The organism is Frankia sp. CcMO1, assembly GCF_977945845.1.
The window spans coordinates 34,755-57,201 of record NZ_CDWTMG010000002.1 but is presented as its reverse complement, the minus strand read 5'-3'; the positions used below and the strand labels follow the sequence as shown (position 1 = coordinate 57,201).

At 71.8% G+C, this 22,447-nt stretch carries 21 protein-coding genes and 1 riboswitch; of the genes, 6 read left to right on the top strand and 15 right to left on the bottom strand.

The features are described 5' to 3' along the window. Positions 1-165: 165 nt before the first annotated feature. The gene (locus AC08OU_RS00830; RefSeq protein ID WP_476604079.1) at positions 166-651 is read right to left on the bottom strand and encodes a hypothetical protein; all 486 of its coding nucleotides are present in this window, start codon (positions 649-651) and stop codon (positions 166-168) included. A gap of 18 nt (positions 652-669) precedes the next feature. Here AC08OU_RS00830 and AC08OU_RS00825 point away from each other — a divergent pair, with 18 nt between their 5' ends. After that, positions 670-951, top strand: a complete 282-nt coding sequence (locus AC08OU_RS00825) for a hypothetical protein (protein WP_476598506.1) — start codon at positions 670-672, stop codon at positions 949-951. Between the two features lie 2,338 nt (positions 952-3,289). Here AC08OU_RS00825 and AC08OU_RS00820 read toward each other — a convergent pair. The 3 genes from AC08OU_RS00820 to guaB form a co-directional block, all read right to left on the bottom strand. Beyond that, entirely contained in the window at positions 3,290-4,477 is a 1,188-nt protein-coding gene (locus AC08OU_RS00820) for a hypothetical protein (RefSeq protein ID WP_476598508.1), read from the bottom strand. 194 nt (positions 4,478-4,671) lie between these two features. Further along, positions 4,672-5,802, bottom strand: coding sequence for a GuaB3 family IMP dehydrogenase-related protein (locus AC08OU_RS00815; protein ID WP_476598510.1), 1,131 nt, complete (start codon positions 5,800-5,802; stop codon positions 4,672-4,674). Between the two features lie 190 nt (positions 5,803-5,992). Continuing rightward, entirely contained in the window at positions 5,993-7,594 is a 1,602-nt protein-coding gene (gene guaB / locus AC08OU_RS00810; RefSeq protein ID WP_462185727.1) for an IMP dehydrogenase, read from the bottom strand. 397 nt (positions 7,595-7,991) lie between these two features. Between guaB and AC08OU_RS00805 the strand changes: the two genes are divergently transcribed. Beyond that, positions 7,992-8,408 (top strand): DUF5319 domain-containing protein, encoded by a 417-nt coding sequence (locus AC08OU_RS00805; RefSeq protein ID WP_462185726.1) that lies wholly within the window; start codon positions 7,992-7,994, stop codon positions 8,406-8,408. A 408-nt stretch (positions 8,409-8,816) separates the two neighbouring features. Then, on the top strand, positions 8,817-9,149 hold the full coding sequence (locus AC08OU_RS00800) for a WhiB family transcriptional regulator (RefSeq protein ID WP_476598512.1): 333 nt from the start codon (positions 8,817-8,819) through the stop codon (positions 9,147-9,149). Positions 9,150-9,365: 216 nt separating this feature from the next. Here AC08OU_RS00800 and groL read toward each other — a convergent pair whose 3' ends face one another. Next, complete coding sequence (gene groL / locus AC08OU_RS00795) at positions 9,366-11,006, bottom strand: chaperonin GroEL (protein ID WP_476598514.1); 1,641 nt, start codon at positions 11,004-11,006, stop codon at positions 9,366-9,368. 124 nt (positions 11,007-11,130) lie between these two features. Further along, a complete protein-coding gene (groES, locus tag AC08OU_RS00790) occupies positions 11,131-11,436 on the bottom strand; it encodes a co-chaperone GroES (RefSeq protein WP_011435085.1) in 306 nt (101 codons plus the stop codon). Positions 11,437-11,736: 300 nt separating this feature from the next. Here groES and AC08OU_RS00785 point away from each other — a divergent pair, with 300 nt between their 5' ends. Beyond that, a complete protein-coding gene (locus AC08OU_RS00785; RefSeq protein WP_476592318.1) occupies positions 11,737-12,018 on the top strand; it encodes a hypothetical protein in 282 nt (93 codons plus the stop codon). Here the strand turns inward: AC08OU_RS00785 and rimI are convergent. The 5 genes from rimI to AC08OU_RS00760 all read right to left on the bottom strand — a co-directional run bounded on the left by rimI (position 11,996) and on the right by AC08OU_RS00760 (position 16,580). After that, positions 11,996-12,583, bottom strand: a complete 588-nt coding sequence (gene rimI, locus AC08OU_RS00780) for a ribosomal protein S18-alanine N-acetyltransferase (protein WP_462185722.1) — start codon at positions 12,581-12,583, stop codon at positions 11,996-11,998. The two genes, AC08OU_RS00785 and rimI, sit on opposite strands and share 23 nt — an antisense overlap. Further along, positions 12,580-13,344: a tRNA (adenosine(37)-N6)-threonylcarbamoyltransferase complex dimerization subunit type 1 TsaB gene (tsaB, locus tag AC08OU_RS00775; RefSeq protein WP_462202448.1), complete on the bottom strand. Its 765-nt coding sequence runs from the start codon at positions 13,342-13,344 to the stop codon at positions 12,580-12,582. Before tsaB ends, rimI begins: the two co-directional genes overlap by 4 nt. 112 nt (positions 13,345-13,456) lie before the next feature. Continuing rightward, positions 13,457-13,930, bottom strand: coding sequence for a tRNA (adenosine(37)-N6)-threonylcarbamoyltransferase complex ATPase subunit type 1 TsaE (gene tsaE / locus AC08OU_RS00770; protein ID WP_462185719.1), 474 nt, complete (start codon positions 13,928-13,930; stop codon positions 13,457-13,459). Beyond that, entirely contained in the window at positions 13,927-15,186 is a 1,260-nt protein-coding gene (locus tag AC08OU_RS00765) for an alpha/beta fold hydrolase (RefSeq protein ID WP_476598518.1), read from the bottom strand. Before AC08OU_RS00765 ends, tsaE begins: the two co-directional genes overlap by 4 nt. 131 nt (positions 15,187-15,317) lie before the next feature. Continuing rightward, complete coding sequence (locus AC08OU_RS00760) at positions 15,318-16,580, bottom strand: serine hydroxymethyltransferase (protein WP_476604083.1); 1,263 nt, start codon at positions 16,578-16,580, stop codon at positions 15,318-15,320. Positions 16,581-16,607: 27 nt separating this feature from the next. Next, positions 16,608-16,694: riboswitch (ZMP/ZTP riboswitch) on the bottom strand. Between the two features lie 270 nt (positions 16,695-16,964). On the opposite strand from AC08OU_RS00760, the gene AC08OU_RS00755 reads away from it, so the two are divergent. Next, complete coding sequence (locus tag AC08OU_RS00755) at positions 16,965-17,288, top strand: hypothetical protein (RefSeq protein ID WP_476598520.1); 324 nt, start codon at positions 16,965-16,967, stop codon at positions 17,286-17,288. 69 nt (positions 17,289-17,357) lie between these two features. On the opposite strand, the gene alr is transcribed toward AC08OU_RS00755, so the two are convergent. From alr to AC08OU_RS00735, 4 genes are all read right to left on the bottom strand, one after another. Next, positions 17,358-18,512, bottom strand: a complete 1,155-nt coding sequence (gene alr / locus AC08OU_RS00750; RefSeq protein WP_462185716.1) for an alanine racemase — start codon at positions 18,510-18,512, stop codon at positions 17,358-17,360. Between the two features lie 4 nt (positions 18,513-18,516). After that, complete coding sequence (locus AC08OU_RS00745) at positions 18,517-20,124, bottom strand: NAD(P)H-hydrate dehydratase (RefSeq protein ID WP_476598522.1); 1,608 nt, start codon at positions 20,122-20,124, stop codon at positions 18,517-18,519. Positions 20,125-20,196: 72 nt separating this feature from the next. Continuing rightward, on the bottom strand, positions 20,197-20,577 hold the full coding sequence (locus tag AC08OU_RS00740) for a holo-ACP synthase (protein ID WP_476604082.1): 381 nt from the start codon (positions 20,575-20,577) through the stop codon (positions 20,197-20,199). Positions 20,578-20,759: 182 nt separating this feature from the next. Next, complete coding sequence (locus AC08OU_RS00735) at positions 20,760-21,659, bottom strand: PadR family transcriptional regulator (RefSeq protein ID WP_476598523.1); 900 nt, start codon at positions 21,657-21,659, stop codon at positions 20,760-20,762. 154 nt (positions 21,660-21,813) lie between these two features. On the opposite strand from AC08OU_RS00735, the gene AC08OU_RS00730 reads away from it, so the two are divergent. Further along, positions 21,814-22,383, top strand: coding sequence for an SWIM zinc finger family protein (locus AC08OU_RS00730; protein WP_476598525.1), 570 nt, complete (start codon positions 21,814-21,816; stop codon positions 22,381-22,383). Positions 22,384-22,447 lie beyond the last annotated feature (64 nt).

The window sequence follows — 22,447 nt, the reverse complement described above, 5'->3', positions numbered from 1 at the left end:
CGCCACCCTCACTACGGTCAGACCTGAGCATGGCACCTGATCCTGCCCCACGCCACCCTGAATCCGACAGCCGGGGTCGGAACTCGGCAGATCCCGGGCGACCAGGGGCGCCTTAGATCCGACATATCGGTGTTTCACTTACCGTCAGCATGGGGATGGATCTTCTCAGTTCACCCCGCAGTATCGGTGCGGCGCACTGCCACTCGCGGTGAGTTCCAGCGTGCCCTGCGCCTTGTCGCGGATTCCGGCCCCGGGCTTGGCGATGTGCACCCCGGAAAGATCCTTCAGTGGCCCGCCGGTGAACTTCACGTTGCCGATCACATTCCCGCCGTCATTACCGGCCACCGGCGTGATCGTGTACTGACCGGCGGTGCCGCCCCAACTGTAGGCACCGGCGGTCCGTTCGACCACGAGCACACCGACGACATTGTCGGACAGCTTCAGGGGATTCGTCCCGGTAACAAGCCGGCATTCCCAGCTGCCATCAATCATCGCCTTGCCATTGATCGCGTCCGGGCTGGTCGTGGTGGGCGTCGGCAAGCCGATGGGGGGAGCCGGCGAAACCGACGGCGCGCTCTTGCCGTCGCCATCGCCGCGCAGGAGTGCATAGCCGCCAACCGCGAGCAACGCGAGGAGCAACGCAACGGCCAAAGGACCGATCCAACCCTGATGAAGCCAGGCGAGGCGATCCTCGCCGGAGAGGTCCTCGTCGTCCGGCTCATCCCGGGCATCCCCCGGTTCCCGCAGCCCCACCGCGCGGGCATCACGTCCGGAGGCCCGCCGCCCAGGCCCGGAATGGCCGCCGGCCTCGGCGCCCTCCTCATGCCGGCCAGCATGCCCACGGCTCCTGGCGCCGGTTCCGCCAGCGCGACCGGCCCGGTCCGCGGTGCCACGCCGGCGCTCGCCGCCGTTCGCCGCACCCCGCTCACCCGATCGCGTCGATCCGGATGACCGGATGGGCTGAGGAGCCGAGACCGGTTGGAGATTGTTGGTGTCGGTCACCGGATTCGGGGTGCGGCGGCGGTCGGCAGGCACACTGCGACCACTCGGTTTGCGCACCGACCGGGAGGGCTGCCAGCCGCTGTCGTCATCCGGCGCGGGGCCGGCACCTCTGGCCTTTCCCGATCCCCGCCGGGGCACCAGGGACGTCCTCTCCGAGGGAGACTCGGGTCGGCGCCCCACCGGCGGCAACGGAGTTCCGACCAGGCCACGCGCACCGGTCCCGGCCGGCGGCGCGGAGGCGTCTGGCCGATACAGCGGACGAGCGGTCGTCATCGTCTCCTCGACCCGAGGTACAGCCAGGTCGGCGGGCCGACCGCTGGCCCGCGACGCATCGGCGCCGGCCTCGGGAGCCGCCCGCCGCTCCGGGGCCGCGAGCGCCCGGCCGCGGGCCGGAGCGGGCAGCCCGTTCTGGCCGGGCAACCGGTCAGTCGGACCGGCCAACGAGTCCCTCGGTCCAGATGCCCGATTCGCCGGCATCCTCCAGTCGCTCCCCGTCGCAGTCTCCACCGACGATCGTCGCCGGGCCACCGGGAGCGGTCCGGAGAGCGGGTCCTCACGGCCGGGGACCAGTCCGGCGATCCCGTTGGGCCCGTTGGGCGGGAGAGGACGGACGACGTCTTCGGTGCCGGACAGGGGAGTCCGCCAGCCTGCGAGATCCGCTCCGCCGTCGCGGGGGTCCCGCGGACGATCCTGGCGGGAGCGCAGACGGTCCTGGCGGGAGTGTGGGGGCAGTCCCCCGGAACCGCCGTTGCCCCCAGAACCGCCGTTCGGGCCCCTTCTTCCCGGACCCGGGTCCCTGCCGGGACGACTCGACGCCGATCCCGGCAGATAGGCTGCCGCGCCCCCGAATCCGCGGGGCGGAGTTGATGAGGTCGCGCCCGGACCGGCGGATCCACCGCCACCGGGACGGACCCCGCCGGCCTCCCGGTTCAGGGGGCCCGGGCCCGGTGCGGGCGCGCCCGCACCGGGCAGTTGAACGCGGGGCGAGCTGTGCCCGTTCCAAGGATCCGTCGAGGAGTATGCGGTTCGGGGCCCGGCATCGGGCGGCGGTGCGGCGGCGGTCACGCCAAAGCTCCCGGGCACCACCGGGAAGGCCGGGCCGGTGACCCGGCTCGGGGTGCCCGACTGGCCCGGAGCTCTCCTGAGGTCCGCCGACGATGTGGGAACAGCCCGGGACGGTGGCGCGGGAACCGGTCGGGCGGAGATCGGAAACCCGCCGGTGAACGGGTCTGCGGAAGCGCCACCCCCCGATCTCGTCCCGGAGGTGGTCCCCGCCGCCCCGCCGGCCCGTGGGGAACGGCCCATCTGCACCGGTCCCGACGGCGGACCGGTCGGGACCGGATAGGCCTCTCGAGCGGGCCCGCCCACCTGCAGGTCGGGCGGCCTCGCAGCCGTCCTGGACGCCGCGGGCGGTGGCGGGGACGCCGAGGGGAGGTAGGACGTCGGCCGGGACGCGGTCGGTGGCGGACCGGCGGAAACCCGAGGACCCCTGGGAACAGGAGGAACAGGAGGAGCCACCGGAGCGGCGGATGACACCGCCGGGGTAGACGGGCCAGCGGGAGCGGGGGGGGTCACCGAGATGCCCGGCGGGCGTCCACCGGCGGGTCCCGGCGCCGGACCGTCCCAGGTGGTGGTCACGTCGAAGGGATCGGCGGGACGCGCACCGCCGCCTGCCGGCGGCATGGCCGGTCCCGGTCTCGGCGCCGGCTCACGCCGGGGCCAGGGAGTCGAATCCCAGGACGTGGGCGCGGGCTCACGGGAGACAGGACGGGCTGCCTGCTCGCCCACCCGCTCCACCGCGAAGAAATCGTCGTCACGACGGGAGGCAGCCGGGCGCCCCGTGGCACCGTCGCGGTCGGTGTCGTAGGTCGTCACAGAACTGTCACCCGCCTCCGGGCGCGGGCGCCGGACGTCGGCGACGTTATCCCGGATTCAGGCATCATGGCCACTGAACCGCTGTATTTGATCATAGGGCGGCATCTCCTGCCCCCCTGGTCAGCACGATGCGGGCAGTCATCGCGTGGACGTGCGTCGGGTAAATGTGTGATCTGGCCACGCCACCGGGTCCCCCGCCCGGGCGGACGAATGCACGTGGGGCAGCCTCGCTCCGGGAGGAGCGGTCTCGGGATGTGTCCCGGAGAACCGCACCGCCATGACCGCCCGTTGATACGTGAAGGACATCTTATCACATCACCGACGAAAAAGCAATAGCACTCTCGTCCGTCGTCCCGCAGCCCATCTAGGCATGTGATAATAGTTCTGTCAACCCACTGTACACCGGTAATCGTCATCGTTTGTCACGGCAGGCGGCATAGATCTCCCGCACGATGCGCTGCGACGACTCGGACTGGACGTTGTCGCTGAACCGCTGGTACTCCTCCTGGGTGTAGTCGGCTTCCAGCTTCTCCAGCGTGCAGGTGCAATAGCCTTCGTTACCGTTGCTGACGTCGAGGCACGAGCTGAGATATGCCCGACGGACCTCCGGGGAGTAACGGCCCTTCCCCACCGCGGCCGGCCCGGCCGCGGTCCCGGAGCCCGATCCACCGCCGCCGAGGGCGAGGAATCCGATGACGCCGAGCCCGAGGCAGACGAGAACGACGGCGGCGCCGATCAGCAGCGGCGGACGGTCGCGCACGTGCTGGACGAGCGCGGTGACCCGTGCCGGCAGCCCGCCGGCCTCGGCACGCCGGGCCGCCGCCCGGCGCCGAGCCGTCGCCCCGCGCCGGGAGGTGGGCCCGGACGGTGCCCATCCACTGTCGTGCTCGTCGAACGACCCGGCATACGGCTCCGGCCCGCCGTCCGGATCGCCGTCCCACCGCGGTGTGCCGTCCGCCGCACCACCGGTGGACGGGGCGTACGTCGCCGCCATGCCCCCGACACGCCGGATCTCGCCAGTCGAGTCGCCGTCGCCCCAGGTCGTCTGCGCTGCGGCCGGCCCTGCGGGCGCAGCCACCGGATCGACGGGATCCGCCGCACCCGCGCGGCGGGCCGGACCGGTCAGATCGCCCCACTCCGACGGCCCGCGCGGTGCAATGACGTCCGCGGCCGGTTCCCCCCACCGGCCGCGCTGGCCGGTGGGGCCGTAGGGTGCCAGCCCCTGTGTGTCCGGCGCTGATGGCGTGGCCACCGGGCCGCTCAGGGGGCGGGGTGAATCGGTGAGCGCCCCGCCCCAGCTCGGCGGTGCCGGAGCCGCTTCCACGGCGCTGGGCCCGGAATCGGGCGACGAGCCGGCAGCGCCGGGCCGCCCACCGAACGAACCGCCCTGCGCTCCTACATCGGACCCGGCCCGACCGGATCCAGGCTCCCCGACCGGACCGGCACCGAAGGCGGGCCCACCGGGATGGTTACCGAATCGCGCCAAGGCCGACGGACCGGCCGGCGGCGCTGCCGATGACGGCTGCCAGGTCTGGGCGGCCTCGTCCCAGACATAGGCACCGTCATCGCTGACCCAACGGCCGTGCTCGTCGAGACGCATCTGTCGTCCTTCATGCCGGAGACGGACCGCTTCCAGGGTGCCATGTCGGGTAAGAGCCCGGATCGACCGGGTACCGCCGGTGGTTGGCACACCACGGGCACGCCCGTCGGGCTCGCGCACCAGCGAGCGATACCTCACGCGACGGCTACCGCCTCGCAGGACGCCCGACGACCACGCATGACGTGCATCGTCGGTCACGGACTGGCAGTCACCATGATCTCCGCCTTCTGGAACTCCTTCAAAGTTGCGTATCCCGTCGTCGCCATTGCCGTGCGCAGGCCGCCGGCCAGGTTGAGGACACCGGTGCTGGTCGCCATGCCCGGACCGGTCACGATCTGCGCGAGCATCCCGGTCGGGGCCACCGGCGACCAGCGTCCCCGCGGCAGGTCGGAGTGCAGCACGTCCATCGGCCAGACCCCGCCCTGGCCCGGGGCCTCCCCCGCGGCCGCGAGCGCCGCGTCCACCATGACCGCGTCCGCGCCGCAGGCCACCGCCTTCGCGACGTCACCGCCAGTCCGAAGGTCACCATGCGCGACGACGTGGACGTAGCGGCCGCCCGACTCGTCGAGATAACGCATGCGCGCACCGGCCGCGTCCGCGATGGCGGTGGCGAGCGGCACGCCGACCCCGAGCTCGTCCCGGGTACGGTCACCGAAGCCGGACCCGACGCCCACGATGACACCGGCCGCCCCGGTGCGCATGAGGTGCAAGGCGGTGGAGAACGACGCGCACCCGCCGACCAGCACCGGGATGTCCAGCTGCCCGATGAACCGTTTGAGGTTGAGCGGCTCGCTGCGGCGGGACTGATGCTCCGCCGAAACCGCCGTACCGTGGATGACGAGCAGATCGATCCCGGCGGCCAGTACGTGCGGGCACAGGGCCTTGACCTTCTGCGGGCGCAGCGCCGCGGCCACGACCACCCCAGCGTCCCGAAGCTCGGTGAGACGCTGCGCGATCAGCCCCGGCTGGACCGGCGCGGAGTACAACGCGCGCAGCCGATCGGTTGCCGCGTCCGGGCCCTGGGCGGCCCCGATCTTGCTGAGCTCGGCGATGTGGTTCTCCGGCTCCTCGTACCGGGTCCACAGCCCCTCGATGTGCAGAACACCGAGACCACCGAGCCGGCCGAGCGCGATCGCCGACGCGGGTGAGGTCACCGCGTCGGCCGGAGCGGCCACGAGCGGCAGGTCGAACCGGTAGGCGTCGATCTCCCAGGCGAGCGAGACGTCCGCCGGGTCACGGGTCCGACGGGATGGAATGATGCCGACGGCGTCGAGACCATACGCGATCCGCGCGCTCTTGCCGATGCCGATCTCGATCTCTGCCACTGCTGGCGCCTCCTGATTGGGCCGGCAGGCTCGTGCCGACCGGAAAACCGACGTATCTGCTCCACGACTGACCGAACATCCCGGTGACCAGATGACCAGATGACCAGGTGACCGCGCACGAGACGCGACGGCCGTCACCGGCCTGGGGACGGCCCGGCGACGGCCTGGTCGGTCGCGCGGCGCGACGGCGTCAGCGCGCGGAGTTGTAGTTCGGCGCCTCGACGGTCATCTGGATGTCGTGGGGGTGACTCTCGATCAGCCCCGCCGAGGTAATACGGATCAACTGCGCCTCGTCCTGCATCCGCCGGATGGTGGGCGAGCCGGTGTAGCCCATCGCCGCCCGCAGACCGCCGACCAGCTGATGGGCCACGGCCGCCAGTGGACCCCGATAGGGCACCTGGCCCTCGACGCCCTCGGGAACCAGTTTGTCATCGGAAAGCACGTCGTCCTGGAAGTACCGATCCTTCGAGTACGACCGCGCGCTGCCGCGGCTACGCATGGCGCCGAGCGAGCCCATGCCCCGGTAAGCCTTGTACTGCTTGCCGTTGATGAAGATCAACTCTCCTGGGCTCTCGTCGACACCGGCCAGCAGGCTGCCCAGCATGACCGTGTCGGCGCCGACGGCGATGGCCTTCGCGATGTCACCCGAGTACTGCAGGCCGCCGTCTCCGATTACCGGCACACCGTGCTCCCGGGCGACGCGCGATGCCTCGTAGATGGCCGTGACCTGGGGGACGCCGACGCCGCTCACCACCCGGGTGGTACAGATCGAGCCGGGCCCGACCCCGACCTTGATGGCGTCCGCCCCGGCCGCGATCAGCGCCGCCGCACCGGCCCCGGTCGCCACGTTGCCACCGATCACGTCGAGCGGCCGGCCGTCCACCCCGGTCGGCATGTCGGTCTTGATCCGGCGCACCACGTCGGGCACGGCTCGATGATGCCCGTGCGCGGTGTCCACGACGAGGAAGTCGACCCCGGCGGCGACGAGGACCTGGGCGCGCTTGTAGGCGTCCTCCCCCACACCGACGGCGGCGCCGACCATCAGCCGGCCATCGGTGTCCTTGGTGGCGTGCGGGTACTGCTCCCGCTTGGTGAAGTCCTTGACTGTGATCAGACCGCGCAGCCGATCACGCTCGTCCACGATCGGCAGCTTCTCGACCTTGTGGCGGCGGAGCAGGGCGAGCGCGTCCTCCGGCGAGACGCCCACCGGTGCGGTGATCAGCGGCATCGGGGTCATGACGTCCTGCACTCGACGCGAGTAGTCCCGTTCGAAGCGGATGTCCCGGTTCGTCACAATACCGACCAGCCGGCCGTCGGATTCCGTCACCGGGACACCCGAGATCCGGTACCTCGCCATGAGGACGTTCGCGTCCTCCAAGGTGGCGTCGGGCCCGCAGGTCACCGGTGCGGTGATCATCCCGGACTCGGAACGCTTCACCATGTCGACCTGCTGCGCCTGCTCGTCGATCGAGAGGTTGCGATGCAGTACCCCGACCCCGCCCTGGCGCGCCATCGCGATGGCCATGCGGGCCTCGGTCACCGTGTCCATGGCCGACGACACCAACGGCACGGCGAGATCGATGCTCCGCGACAGGCGGGTCGTCGTGTCCGCCTCCGCCGGTACCAGGTCGGAGGCGGCCGGAAGCAGCAGCACGTCGTCGAAGGTCAGCCCGAGCATCGCCAGCTTCGGCGGTACCGCGGCGGCATCGGCCCCCAGCAGGTCGGGACGCGCGCCGACGTGGGTGCCCACCCCGGCCGGCAACGTGAAATCGGTGGCGAGGGGACCGTTCATGGCACCTTCCATTCCGCGTTGACCGAGGCCGCGGACCCAGACCGACGCCGCGGCACGAGCCCCGCCCGCCGTCCTGGAGCGACGGGTCGCGCGCAACGGCGGAAAAGTGTACCTACTACCAGAACCGGGCTACCAGAACCGGGCACCGAGCGGCGGCACAGACTCCATCGTAGAGGTCACCGGCACATATCGGCGGTTCCGGCGTGACCGACATCGCCCGTGACCGACATCGCCATGGATAACATTTTTCTATACCACAGCGCCGCCCACCGGGCCTGATCGGGACCCGCGCGCCCAGCAGAACAGCGGACCGACCGCGACGGACTATGTCCAGAGCGCCGCACATCGGTGCCGAGACTCCGGATCGGGACCACTAAGCAGTCCGGGCAAGCGTAGCGTGGTCGTCGTGAGCGACGAGCCTGTCGACCCCTTCGCGGGCGACCCCGAGGATCCGGCTGCCGAGCTCGCGCGCCTCGACTCCGTTGACGACCTCGACCTGCTCGAACCGCTGTCCTTGCACGAGCGGGAGGAAGTCCTCGCCGAGCTGGGAGACCTCGACGTCTTCCGCACGCTGCTCGAGCCGCGCGGCTACCGCGGCCTTGTCGTCGACTGCGAGGGCTGCGCCGAGCCCCACTTCTTCGACTGGGACCTGCTGGCTGGCAACCTGCGCAACCTTCTCAACGAGGGGCGGACGAGAGTCCACGAGCCGGCGTTCGCGCCGGACCCGTCGTGCTACGTCAGCTGGGATTACGCCCGCGGCTTCGCCGACGGGATCTACGAGGCATCCGCCGCCTCGGAGGCGGACTCGCGCTGAGGCGGACTCGCGTCGCCGCCTGACCGGACACCCGGCCGGGGTGGATGCTGCGCGCCGACGGAGCGCGGCCGGCGGTGGCCACGCTAATTCCCGCTCAGGCCGTGTGACCAGCCGACCACCGGGGTAGGCGTTCAACCGTCAACAAAAGTTCCGCCGGACCTGCGGATCCGGCGCGGTCGGTCAGCCATGACGGAACACGGCGCCGGCCGGAAGTCCCGCGGCCGACTCGGACCCTGATCCGCCTGAGATCCCTGGACATCCAGGGACTTCCCGACCGTGCAACGGCCGGGCGGAACGACCCGTGACGCGGGCTCACCCGGGTGAAATTTCAAGATCACTCAGAGGGTGGCCCGGTACTACGGTGAAGTGGCGGCGCTTGCCGCTCAGGTCGAAAGGGGGCTCAGATCGATGACCGACGTCCGACGACTTCCAGGCCCCGGCGCGGAGAAGTGGGAATGGCAGCTGCACGGGGCGTGCCGTGGTGAGAGCACGGAGCTCTTCTTCCACCCGGAGGGCGAACGGGGGCCGGCCAGAGCCGCCCGTGAGGCCGCGGCCAAGGCGGTCTGCGCCCGCTGCCCAGTCATCCGCGCCTGCGGTGAGTACGCGCTGACCGCCCGGGAGCCCTATGGCGTATGGGGCGGGCTGAGCGAGTCCGAACGGGATGCGATCCTCACCGGCCGCTCCCGGCGGGGGACCACGAGACGCACCCCGGCCCGGCCCGGACTCGCACCGGCCTGCTGAGAGAGGGCGGCCAGGGGCCGATAGGCGGACGGGTCGGGATAGCCGGTCCTGGTCTCCTGGACCACCCACGACGGGTGAGCGACCCGACAGCGACCCGACGCGGCAGCGACCCAACGCGCCGGAGCCCGGTCGATCATCAAGGACCGACCGGGCTCCGGACGTACCGGGGCCCGGGGGCCGGGCCGCACCCGGCGAGGCCCCACGACGCCGATCCGGTCAGAAACCCGGGCCCTGCGGGTGACTGTGCCCGTGCCCGTGGCCGCGGCCGTCCTGGGAAGCGGGCTCCGCCGGCTTCTCGACGACCAGACCCTCGGTGGTGATGAGCAGAGCCGCGATCGAGGCGGCGTTCGCCACCGCCGACCGGGTGACCTTGACCGGGTCGACGACGCCGGCCGCGATCAGATCGGTGTACTCGCCGGTGGCCGCGTTGTACCCACGACCCGGCTCGAGCTCCTTGACCTTGGAGACGATGACCGCGCCCTCCAGACCAGCGTTGCGCGCGATCCACGACAGCGGGGCGTCGAGCGCGGAGCGCACGATCCGTACCCCGGCGAGCTCGTCCCCGGTACGGCCAAGCCCGTCGTCGAGCACGGACGCCACGTGGGTGAGCGCGGAACCGCCGCCGGCGATGATGCCCTCCTCGATGGCCGCGCGGGTGGCCGACACGGCGTCCTCGAGGCGGTGCTTCTTCTCCTTGAGCTCCACCTCGGTGGCGGCGCCGACGCGGATGACCGCGACCCCACCGGCGAGCTTGGCCAACCGCTCCTGCAGCTTCTCGCGGTCCCAGTCGGAGTCGCTGACCTCGATCTCCTGCTTGAGCTGACGCACCCGATCTGCGATCGAGGAGGCCTCGCCAGCCCCGTCGACGATGGTGGTGTTGTCCTTGTCCACCGTGACCCGCCGGGCCCGGCCCAGGTCGGCCAACGTCACCGCATCGAGGGAGAGACCGACCTCCGAGGCCACCACCTGGCCGCCGGTAAGCACGGCAATGTCCTGCAGCAGTGCCTTGCGGCGGTCCCCGAACCCGGGAGCCTTGACCGCGACGACCTGGAAGGTCTTGCGGATCGAGTTCACCACCAGGGTGGACAGGGCCTCGCCCTCGACCTCCTCGGCGATGATCAGCAGCGGCTTGCGCTCCTGGACGACCTGCTCCAGCACGGGCAGGATTTCGTTCAGCGCCGAGATCTTGCCCGGGTAGAGCAGGACGTAGGCGTCCTCAAGCACGGCCTCCTGGGCCTCGGCGTCCGTGACGAAGTACGGCGAGATGTAGCCCTTGTCGAACTGCATGCCCTCGGTCAATTCAAGATCCAGCCCGAGGGTCTGGCTCTCCTCGACCGTGATGACGCCATCCTTGCCGATCTTGTCGATCGCCTCGGCGATCAGTTCCCCGACCTGCGAGTCCTGAGCGGAGATGGCGGCGACCTGGGCGATGGTCTCCTTCGAGTTGACCTCGATGGCCTGCTTCAGCAGGGCCGCGGAGACGGCCTCGACGGCGGCCTCGATGCCCAGCTTCAGCGCCAGTGGGGCGGCCCCCGCGGTCACCTGCTTGAGACCGAAGCGCACCATTTCCTGGGCTAGCACGGTCGCCGTCGTGGTGCCGTCGCCAGCCACGTCGTTGGTCTTGGTGGCGACTTCCTTCGCGAGCTGGGCACCCAGGTTCTCGTAGGGGTCCTCCAGCTCGATCTCGCGCGCGATCGTCACCCCGTCATTGGTGATCGTCGCAGCGCCGTAGTGCTTGTCGATGACGACGTTGCGACCACGCGGGCCGATCGTCACCTTGACCGCGTTGGCCAGGGCGTTCACCCCGTGCTCGAGCGCGCGGCGGGCGTCCTCGTTGAACGTCAGAATCTTCGGCATACCTGGTTGTCCTCCCGACACCGAATACCGGTGGAAAACAGCAGGAGCGCGCCCCGCCGGCGGGCCCGGCGGGAACCGGGCGGCCGCCAGCGGGACGCGCCCCTTGGTGCTACCGGCGAGCGGCCTACTTCTCGATGATCGCGAGAACGTCGCGAGCGGAGAGCACGAGGTACTCCTCGCCCGAGTACTTGACCTCGGTGCCGCCGTACTTGCTGTAGAGCACCACGTCGCCGACCTTGACGTCGAGCGGGACGCGCTTGCCGTCCTCGAACCGACCCGGGCCGACCGCGAGAACGATACCCTCCTGGGGCTTCTCCTTCGCCGTGTCCGGAATCACGATCCCGGACGCGGTGGTCTGCTCCGCGTCGGAGGGCTGCACGACGATACGGTCCTCGAGAGGCTTGATAGCAACCTTGGTGGCGGTCGTCACGATCGACCTCCCCCTTCCTGCGCTGGATGAGAGAGCGACCCTGGCGGCCTGCCGTCGCGGGTGAACAGGCGCCTGTTGTCGCTGGCACTCTCACGTGCCGAGTGCCAACTTAGCACCCGCGCCGCAGACGTCAACCAAGACGGTCGGATCTGACAAGACGGCGGGAATTCAGGTCGTCCCGAGCCGACCCCTGGCCAAGACCCGGCCCCCTTCGCGGCGGCCCGCTCCCACCGGTCGGCGCCCGGCGCCACGGGGCCCATGAGCACATGAGCGCACGGGGACATGGGGCACCATGAGGACATGATCTGGATGTGGGAGGCCAAGGCGGCGGCCGGCCGGGCGGGCGGCCTGCGGGACTGGGCGATCGATGCGCTTGCGGAGCGAGACGGCGAGGTCTACGTCAGCAGCCAACGGGGCGAGGATCTCATCGTCATCATGCTGCGGACGCCGCCCGATGCGGGCACGTCCGCGCAGACTACCGGGGACACCCGCTGCCCGCTGCCGGAACCACCGGCCGAGCTGACGAACGGCGATCCGCGTGCCTGGCGGTTCGAACAGGTCAGGGCTCGGCCCGAGAGGTGATGAGCAACGTCGCCTCGACGCGGTCGAGCAGCTCCGCGTAACCAATGGTGTCGATCTTCCGGACCCGCATCACGTAGGCATCTCCGCCGGAAGGCTGGTAGTAACCGCGACGCAGCCCAATGTCGACAAAACCGAGCCGGCTGTAGAGGGCGCGGGCCGCCTGGTTGTCGGTGCGGACCTCCAGCCCGCAGCTGCGGGCACCCGCCCGCCGGGCGTCACGCAGCAGGGCGATCATCAGACGGGCGCCCACCCCCCGCCCGCGCATCCGGGGCACAACGCCGATCGTCTGGATGTAGGCGCCGTCCTCGGCAAGCGCCAGCCCCGCATAACCGACGATCGCGGACGTGTCGTGCGTCGGGACGCCCTGTGGACGCCACAGCGCCGTCAGGTACCGTCGCTGCTCGCCCTGCGCGAGTTCGGACCAGAACAGCTCGGCCGTCCACGGATCGATGTCGAATACCGTCTGCTCCAGCTCGGCGACCATCGCCACGTGCCACCAGCGCATTGGAACGAGGAGCAGATCCGGCCCATCCGGACCGGTAGGGTGTGATCGCGGCTGCGTCAAACCGTGACCGGCTTCGGTGTATGCGGTTCGGTCGCGTCCGGCCGCCGCAGGTAGAGCGGGACGAGGGGCTGGGGAGCGCGCCCGGCCAGCACGTCGGCCCCGGCGAGACCGACGAGCAGCTCTGGCCGGGGATAGCCGTCGTCCGCCTGGCCTGCGCCGGGCGCGGGCGCCTCCCCGGCCGTGGTACCGGCTGCGGCCGCGGCGAGTTCGACGAAGATCTCCGGGTAGAGCACCGTTCCCGGGCCGACGACGCGGTCGACACCGAGGCCGCGCAGGAACCGGACGACGTCGGCCGGACGGCCAACGGCCGGATCGCCGACCCGCACCCCGTCGCGGTAACAGGCCCAGAAGACCTCGCGCCGACGGGCATCCGTCACGACGGCGACGGAGCCGCCGGTGGCGGCACCGATGGCATCCAGTGAGCACACCCCGTGCACCGGCACGCCCAGTGCGTCAGCGAAGGCGGCGGCGGTCACCATCCCGACCCGCAGACTGGTGAACGGCCCGGGACCGGCGCCCACGACCACGACGTCGAGATCGGTGGGGCGGGCACCCCCCTCGGCGAGCACCGCGCGCATCGACGACGCCAGCAACTCCCCGTGGCGGCGGGCGTCGACGGTGACCATGACCGCTCGCGGCCACACGTGCACCCCGAGCGCGGCGCGCTCGCCACCCGTCCCACTCACCGGCCGCGCGGGGTCGGACGACGTCAGCTCGGCAAGCGCGACCGAGCACGCTGCCGTGGATGTGTCAAGAGCCATCACCAGCACTCGTCCAGACTACGGATCGCCTCGCCGACCACGGCGGGCACCCGCTCCACCACCACGATGCCACCGATGTCACGCCGCGCGCGGCGGGTCGATGCGGGGAGTCTCAACTCACCGGCGCACGTGCGCGCAGCCGTTCGATCCAGCTGGCCCCGGACGGGACGAGGCGGACTATCCGAGTCTCCCCGACCTCGTCGGCACGTGGCCGGGAGATCACGATCTCCAGATGATCCTGCGTGAGACGTTCCACAAGACCGACGCCCCACTCGACCACGGTGACCGAGGTGTCGACGTCGGCGTCGAGGTCGAGATCGTCGACCTCGGCGACCCCACCGAGCCGGTAGGCGTCCACGTGCACGAGGGGAATCCGCCCGTCCGGGTAGATCCGGGCCAGCACGAACGTCGGCGAGGTGACCGTTTCCCGCACGCCCAGCCCGGCCGCGATCCCCTGGGCCAGGACCGTCTTGCCCGCGCCAAGCGGGCCGGAGAGCACGAGCAGGTCCCCGGGTCGCAGCAGGGCGGCCAACCAGGCCCCGAACTCCCGCATGCGCTCCGCCGTGGACACCTCGACCGTGTTCATGTGCCTTCCGTCGTCGCCTCGCTCCGGGGCCCGCGTGGGGAGACGGAGAATGTCTCGGACCGTGCCGACCGACCGGCCCGTGCCGACCCCGACCGACCGGTCCGTCCCGACCGACCGGTCCGTCCCGACCGACCGGTCTGTGCCGGCGCCGACCGGTCGGCCCGTGCCGACCGCGGGCGCGGCATGGCGCGTGGCACCATCGCCTGCCGTGCCATCTCCCGGATGGCGGCGTTCACCACGTCCGGGCGTTCCAACATGATGGCGTGCCCGGCGCCCTCCTCGACGATGAGCTCCGCCCGGGGCAACACCTCCGCCAGGGTGCGGCTGTGGGCAAGCGGGGTCATCAGGTCGGCGTCCCCGACGATGAGCACGGTCGGGATCTCCGCCAGCCGCTCGGCCGCCACGAGCCGATCGTGGTCGAGCAGGGTGGGCAGGAACGCCGCGATGACCGGGATCGGGGTGTCCGCGACCATGGTCTCCAGGAAGGAGACCACCGACGGCGGTAGTTCGGTCGATCCGAACCCGATGCGCCGCGTCAGCTCCCACGACAGGTCGCTGCCCCGCCGCCGGGCACGTTCGAGCAGGCTCGGCGCGTGCCGCATACCGACCGCGAAACCCGGCAGAACGCGGCGCACCACCCCGGTCACCGACGCCGGCAGCCCGAAGGTCAGCCGGGCCAGCTCACCGGCGCTGGTGGCGAGCAGGGCCACCCCGACGATGCGGTCATCGAACAGTTCCGGGTGGGTGTCGGCCAGACCCAGCACCGTCATGCCGCCCATCGAATGGCCCACCAGGATGATCGGCCCCCGGGGGACCCGCTCGGTGATCACTCGGAAGAGGTCGTCGGCGAGTACGTCGATGGTGCAGTTCTTGACCTCGGACGGCCCGGAACGCCCATGCGCCCGCTGATCATAGAAGACCATCCGGCCGAGGTCCGTGAGCGCCCGCTGCTGCAGGATCCAGGAATCGGCCGTGACGCAGAACCCGTGGACGAACACCAGCGTCACCGGGGCGTCCGACGGGCCGATCTCCTCGATGTACAGCGGAATACCGTCCCCCGCGATCACGGTGGTGACCCAACCCCTGATCGGCTCGATCCGCGCGTCGGACGCGAGATCGGCCATCCCACGCCGACGGCGGATCATCCGCCGCTCGGCGACCAGGCCCGCCGCGACGGCAGCGGCACCGACCACCCCGAGCGACCCCGTGGCCCGAGCCGAGCGGGAACCCGCGATCGCACCCACGGTCTTCGCCATCGGCGCCACCTCTCCTCGGGGCCTCTTCTGCACCGATGATGCACCCGGCCACGCCGGCCGACGGGCCCCCGGCCGGGACGTGGGGGGCGTCAGCCGGGGCCGCTTACCGGGCCTGTACGCGGATCCCGTGCTCAGGCGAAGCCCGGCATCGGGAAGGCGGCGGTCAGCTCGGTGACCTGCTCCCGGACCCGGGTGATGGTCGCGGTGTCGCCGGCCACGGCGGCCTTGACGACATCGTCGATCCAGCCGGCGAGCACCGGCATGTGACCGGCGCCCAGGCCGCGGGTGGTGATGGCGGCGGTTCCCAGTCGGATACCGGACGGGTCGAAGGGCCTGCGCTGGTCGAAGGGCACCGCGTTGTAGTTCAGCTCGATCCCGGCCTGGTCGAGCGCCCGGGCCGCGGGCTTGCCGCCGATGTCCCTGCCGGTCAGGTCGATCAGGATCAGATGGTTGTCGGTACCGCCGGTGACCAGGTCGAAGCCCCGCTCCACCAGGGCCTCGGCCAGCGCGCGGGCGTTCGCCACGACCGCGTGCGCGTAGTCGCGGAACGCGGGTGCCGCCGCCTCGCGCAGGGCGACGGCGATCGCCGCGGTGGTGTGGTTGTGCGGCCCGCCCTGCAGGCCCGGGAACACCGCCTTGTCGATCGCGGTGGCGTGCTCGGCGTCGGAGAGGAGCATCGCCCCGCGCGGGCCGCGCAGCGTCTTGTGCGTGGTGGTGGAGATCACCGGGGCGTGCCCCACCGGCGAGGGGTGTGCCCCGCCCGCGATCAGCCCGGCGATGTGCGCGATGTCCGCGACGAGCACCGCCCCGACCTCCCGCGCGATCGCGGCGAACCCCGGGAAGTCGATCGTCCGCGGGATCGCCGTACCGCCGCAGAAAATAATCCTGGGACGCTCGGCCAGGGCGAGGTCGCGCACCTCGTCCAGGTCGATGCGGCCGGTGCCGGCGCGCACGCCGTACCGGACGCTGCGGAACCACGTGCCGGTCGCGGAGACGCTCCAGCCGTGGGTCAGATGGCCGCCCATCGGCAACGACAGGCCCATCACGGTGTCCCCTGGCTCGGCGAAGGCCAGATAGACGGCGAGGTTCGCCGGGGAACCCGAGTACGGCTGGACGTTGGCGTGCTCGACCCCGAACAGCGCCTTGGCACGGTCGACCGCAAGCGTCTCGATCGGATCGATGACCTGCTGACCCTCGTAGTAACGCCGACCGACGTAGCCCTCGGAGTACTTGTTGGTCAGCACGGAGCCGGACGCCTCCAGCACCGCGGTAGAGACGTAGTTCTCCGACGCGATCAGCCTGATCGACGAGAACTGGCGCGTGGCTTCGGCCTCGACGAGACCGGCGAGTTCGGGATCGGCGACGGCGAGGCGGGGAATCGGTGGTTGATGCACCTTGACCTCCGGCAGGTCTGATCCGGCCGGGGGTGCCCAGGCGCGCGGCACCGTTCCGCTCGATCGCTCCCCGGTGGTCAGTTCCACCTCGATGCGCCAGTCACGACTCCGGGCCGAGTCTAGGGGATGGGCCCCGCCCCACGGCACCGGATCCACGCCGGTGCGACGCGTCGCGACGGCACCGGGCGTCGTGAAGACGACAAATGTCGTGAAGAAGACAAGCCGGGCGTAGGCCACAGCGCCGACGCCCGCCGGACCGGGTGGGAGCGGGCCGACTACCGTGGAAGTGCCGCCCCCGGCTGGATCGACTGGATCGAGAAGCCGGAAGCGGGCGGATCCGGTGGGATCAGATCGATCAGCGGGTGTGGACCGGAGGCGGAGATCGTGCGGCTGAGGTGGCACAGGAGCAAGGACATCCCGGCGAGCGCCGGCCGTCGTCTGACGGGCCCGGAGCGCGCCGCCGCGCTGGGGGTGCCGGACGACACCGAGCCGGCCGAGGGCCCCGGCGCCGCGGCTCCGGCTCCGGTGTCGGCCGGGCCGGTGATGCTGACACTGACTACCCGTTCCCGCCTCGAGGAGGCCGAGCGCGAGGCCGCCGTCTCCCGCCCCGTGCGTCGGCGGATGGAGCGCGGCTCGCTCGGCGGCCACGTGTCGCCCACCGGCGGTCACGGTTCCGGCGGTGCCTGCGACCCCGGCGGCTGCGGCTGAGCCCGCATCCCGCATCCCGCATCTTCGACTCGTCCGGCGCCGCCCGCGAGGCCGCCCGACGGGCTGTCATCAGACGTAGCGGCGGGGGACCCGAGCCCCGACCCGGCTGACGATCTCGTAGTTGATGGTGCCCAGCGCCGCAGCCCAGTCGTCCGCGGTCGGTTCGCCGCGGTCACCGGGGCCGAAGAGCAGCACCTCGTCGCCGGCCGCCACCTGGTCGTCACCCACATCGAGGACGAACTGATCCATGCAGACCGTGCCGGCGATGCGGCGGCGCCGCCCGCCGAACAGCACCTCCGCGGTGTTCGTCGCGGACCTGGGGATGCCGTCGGCGTAGCCCAGCGGCACCACGGCGAGCGTCGTCTCGCGTGTTGTCGTGTACCGGTGCGCGTAGGAGACGCCGGTTCCCGCCGGTACCCGCTTGGTCAACGCGGCGTGCGTCGTCAGCGTCATCGCGGGGCGCAGACCGAAGGCCGCCGGCGGCCCGACCTCCGGGCCCGGGGACAGTCCGTAAACGGACACTCCCGGTCGGACCAGGTCGAAATGCGCCTCCGGGCTGACCAGGGTGGCCGCCGAGTTCGCCAGATGCCGCACGGATGGGTGTAGCCCCGCCTTCGTGGCGATGTCGATCGCATCCCGGAAACGCCCGATCTGACCCTGCACCGTGGGATGCCCGGGGGCATCGGCGAACGCGAAGTGGCTCCACACGCCGATCACCTCGATCACGCCCTCGGCCTCGAGTGCCGCCGCGGCGTCGCACAGCGCCGGCCAGTCGGCCTCCGTGGCTCCCGCCCGGCCGAGGCCCGTGTCCGCCTTGAGGTGCACCCGGGCGGTACGGCCGGTCCGCCGGGCCGCCGCGGCGGTCTCCTCGAGCGCCCAGCCCGCGGACGCGGACAGGTCGACATCCGCGGCGATGGCGGCGGCGAACGATTCACTGGGCGCCGCGAGCCAGGACAGCACCGGGACGGTGAACCCGGCCGCGCGCAGGGCGAGCGCCTCCTCGAGGAACGCCGTGCCGAGCCAGGTGGCCCCGCCCTCCAGGGCCGCCCGCGCGCACGGGATCATGCCATGGCCGTAGCCGTCAGCCTTGACGACCGCCATGGTGGCGGCGTCGCCTGCCCGGGCGACGAGGGCGGCCACCGACGTGCGGACCGCGTCGAGATCGATGGCGGCATAGGAACGAAGATCATTCCCGGCAGGAGGATCGGCCCGCTGTTCGGTCACGCCGTCACGCTACTCCGCGTGGCATCCGTCGCTGGTCGAGCAGGTCGCCGATGACCTGGGGCAGGATGGCGGGCAGATCATTCGCTGCCAGCGGCACGGGGGCCCGCTCGGCGGCCCGGCCGTGCAGATAGGCGCCGACCGCCCCGGCCGTCGCCGGGGCGAGCCCGGCGGCGAGCAGCGACCCGATCAGGCCGGTCAGCACGTCACCGGTCCCGGCGGTCCCCAGCCATGCCGATCCGGTCGTGTTGACCAGCGCCGATCCATCCGGCCGCACGACGAGCGTGCGGGCGCCCTTGAGCAGGATCACCGCTCCCGTCGCCGCCGCGGCCCGCCGGAGAACGGCGAGCCGATCGTCGGCGAGTTCGGCGGCGGTGGTCTGCGCATCCCCGCCAAGAGCGACCGAGACGAACCGCTGGAACTCGCCCTCATGCGGTGTGATCAGCACCGGCGCCGCCCGCTCGGCGACGGCAGCGGGCCGCGCCGCGATGATCTCGGCAAGCGGGTCGAGGCCTCCCGCGTCGACCAGGACCGGAAGGTCCGTCGCCAGCAACGCCGTCAGCAAGGTACGGACCGCGGGTCCCGGCGCCAGGCCCGGGCCGATCGCCCAGGCCTGGACCCGGCCAGCGGCCAGCATCGCGTCGGCGTCACCGGCCTCGATGGCGGTCACGACGGCCTCGGGATGCGACATCCGCACGAAATCGCCGGCCCTGCTCACGACCGCGCCGACGGCCTCGCCCTCGGCCTTCTCAGCGTGCCCCTCGGTCACTACCCGCAGATACCCGGCGCCGCCGCGCAGCGCGCCGCCGACCGCGAGCACCGCGGCGCCCGGATAGGCGCCGCTGCCGGCAACGAGGCCAAGGACCCCGCGACTGTACTTGGACGCCCTCGGGCTGGGAACGGGCAGCGCCGCGGCAACGTCGGCATCGTCGAGAGCGCACAGGTCGGGTTCAGGCAGGTTCAGTCCGATGTCGACCAGCTCGACGGGACCGGTGTGGGCGGCACCGGGCATGAGCCACAAGCCGCGTTTGCGGGTACCGAAGGTGACGGTACTGCTCGCCCGGACCGCCGGCCCCGCGACGGCCCCGGTATCCGCGTCCACCCCGCTGGGGACGTCGACCGCCACCGTCCGTTCGGGGGGCGCCAGAGCGACGAGCCGGGCGTACGGCTCGCGCAGCCCGCCCCGGCCACCGATGCCGAGCAACCCGTCCAGCACCAGATCGGCGGCGGCGAACAGAATACGCAGCCGCTCATCGTCGATCGGCTGCCCCGCACCCGCCGGACCGCCCCCGCCCACCACCGGACCCGGATGGTGCAGTCGACCACCGGCCGCGAGCAGGGCGGCGGTGCCTTCCGGATGGGTGCGGCCGGGTGCCACCGCATCAACCCGCGCCCCTCGGGCGGCCAGTCGCGCTCCGGCCCAGAGGGCGTCACCACCGTTGTCGCCACCGCCGGCGAGCACGACGACGCGGGCACCGTAGACCCGCCCGAGGCGTCGTGCGGCGTGCGCGACGAGCCCGTGCACCGCCCGCTGCATCAGAGCGCCGGGGGGCAGCGAGGCGAGCAGCGGCGCCTCGGCACCTCGAACCTGTTCAACCGTATGGGCATTGCGCATGCCGACATGCTGCCCCGCTCCGATCCGCGGGCGCCCGACAGGCCGGCACGGGCCCACCGGACCCGACCGTGCTCAGGTCTCGGCAACGACCATCGCCACGGCCACGCCGCCGTCGTGGGTGAGCGAGAGATGCCAGGACGCGATGCCGAGCCGGGCCGCCGCGGCGGCCACCGTGCCGATAATCCGTAACGACGGTCGCCCCCCGGTACCGAGAACCACCTCGGTGTCGTGCCACTCGAGACCGGGGGGTGCGCCGAGAACCTTGGCGACCGCCTCCTTCGCCGCGAACCGGGCGGCCAACCGCTCGGGCCGGGCGAGGCTCCGTTCGGTCGCGGTGAACAGCCTCATCGCGATGCCCGGCGTGCGTGCCAGCGTCACGGCGAACCGGTCAACATCCACCACGTCCACGTCCACGTCCACGTCCACGTCCACGCCGACGCCCGCCACCGCCACCGCCACCGCCACCGCCACCGCCACCGCCACCGCCACCGCCACCGCCACCGCCACCTGGGAAGGTTCCCACAAACGCGGTGTTACCCCGCCGTCGGCACCGGGACGGCCGGTGAGGTCCCCGCTAGCCGGTTCACGCCCACCTCGCCGAGGCGCCCGCGCCCCGCTGATCAACGCTTCGTCGATCAGCGCGTCGCAGCCCGCCCCGGGGCCGATCCGCCGTTGCCGTCGTCCTTGCTGCCACCATCGGGAGCGGTGCGGCCCTTGTCCGCGCCGGTACCCGTGGCGGCACCCTCCGGTCTCGTCGGGGGCTCGACATCGTCCCCGGCGAGGATCCGGTAGAGACCACGGCGGGTCTCGGCGAGCAGGGACCGCGCCGCGGCGATCTGCGCTTCGTCTCCGGCCTGGGCCACCTGGACGATGGCCGCACCGACGGCGAACGCCAGCGTTCGCAAACTGGTGAGATCGTCATCGACCGCCGCCGCGGCAGTCTCCCACGGCTTGCGGCCCCCTGCGCGTGCCTCGACGTGCGCCCGCCCGGCGTCGGTGAGATGGAAGACTCGCTTGCCCTCCGCCTCCTCCGCGCGCACGAGCCCCTCGTCGGCCAGCAGCGACAGGACCGGGTAGACCGACCCCGGGCTCGGCCGCCAGATGCCACCACTACGCTCCGCGAGCTCACGGATCATCTGGTAGCCGTGCATGGGCTCCTCGGCCAGCAGCGCGAGCAGCGCCTCCCGGACGTCACCCCGCCCCACCTTCGGCCCACGGCCGAAGCTGCCGGGACCGCCAAAACCGGGGCCGCCGAACCCCAGACCGAACCCCGGGCCGGGAAAGCCGCCGAACGGCCAGCCCGGTCCGCCCCGGCGGCCTCTCGGCCCGCCTCCTCCGTGCCCGCCGTGCTCACGATGCCCGCCGTGCTCACCACGGCCGGCGCGACCGCTCTCGGAGTGGTCCTGCTCGCCGGCCACCGCCTCCGACCGGCCACCACACTCCCCCCAGGCGCTCACCGCCTCGAAGAAGTCCCGCAGCCGGGACGGGCCGAACCCGGCCTCGCATCCCCAGCGGCCCCATGGGCCCGACATCATCTGTGAAACCACGATCATTCCCTTCGGGTCGGCGCGACCGGAGCCATCCGCTCACACCTCATCACGTAGGCTCACGATATATCGCGATGCAATCGACAACAAGACCTACTCGCCTAGGCATCCCCGAACCGCGCGAATTCCGTAGGATTGAGCAGTGATCATTTCGGGGTCCGGGGAGAACGGGCACGGCGGAGACGCCGTCACCCCGCTCGAGGCAGCCTTCGAGGAACGTGCCTGCGCACAGCACGCCGGCACCGACGTCTTCATAGAAGGGGTGAATCTGGCCCTTCTCGGTCGAGTCGAACAACTCCGCATCCGCCCCACCAACGCATCCGGCACGGTGGAAGACGACGGTTCGTACGAGGTCCGCCTGGAGGCGACCGACGACGGGCCACGGACGGGCTGTACCTGCACCGAGGGATCCACCGGCTCGTTCTGCCGGCATGCGGTCGCGGTCGCCCTCGTGGCCACCGGCTCGGCGGGACTCGCCGAGGACGACGAGGACATCGAGGGGGAGGACGGCGCGATCCTCGGTGAGGAGACCCTCTTCACCGACGACCCGGTCCACGCCGCGATGCGCGTCTTCCTCAGCCGCGCCCCTCGCGCCGAACTCGTCGAGACCCTGCTCGACGCCGCCGACGACAACGACGCCGTCGCCGATGCGCTGTGGGAGGCGACGGTCGCCTGGTACGGCCGTCAGCACGGAGCGACGCCGTCCACCTGACCAGGCAGGCCCGAGCCCAGCCCCCCGCCGCGCCGGTACGCCGCCCGATGCCAGGGGCCCCCAC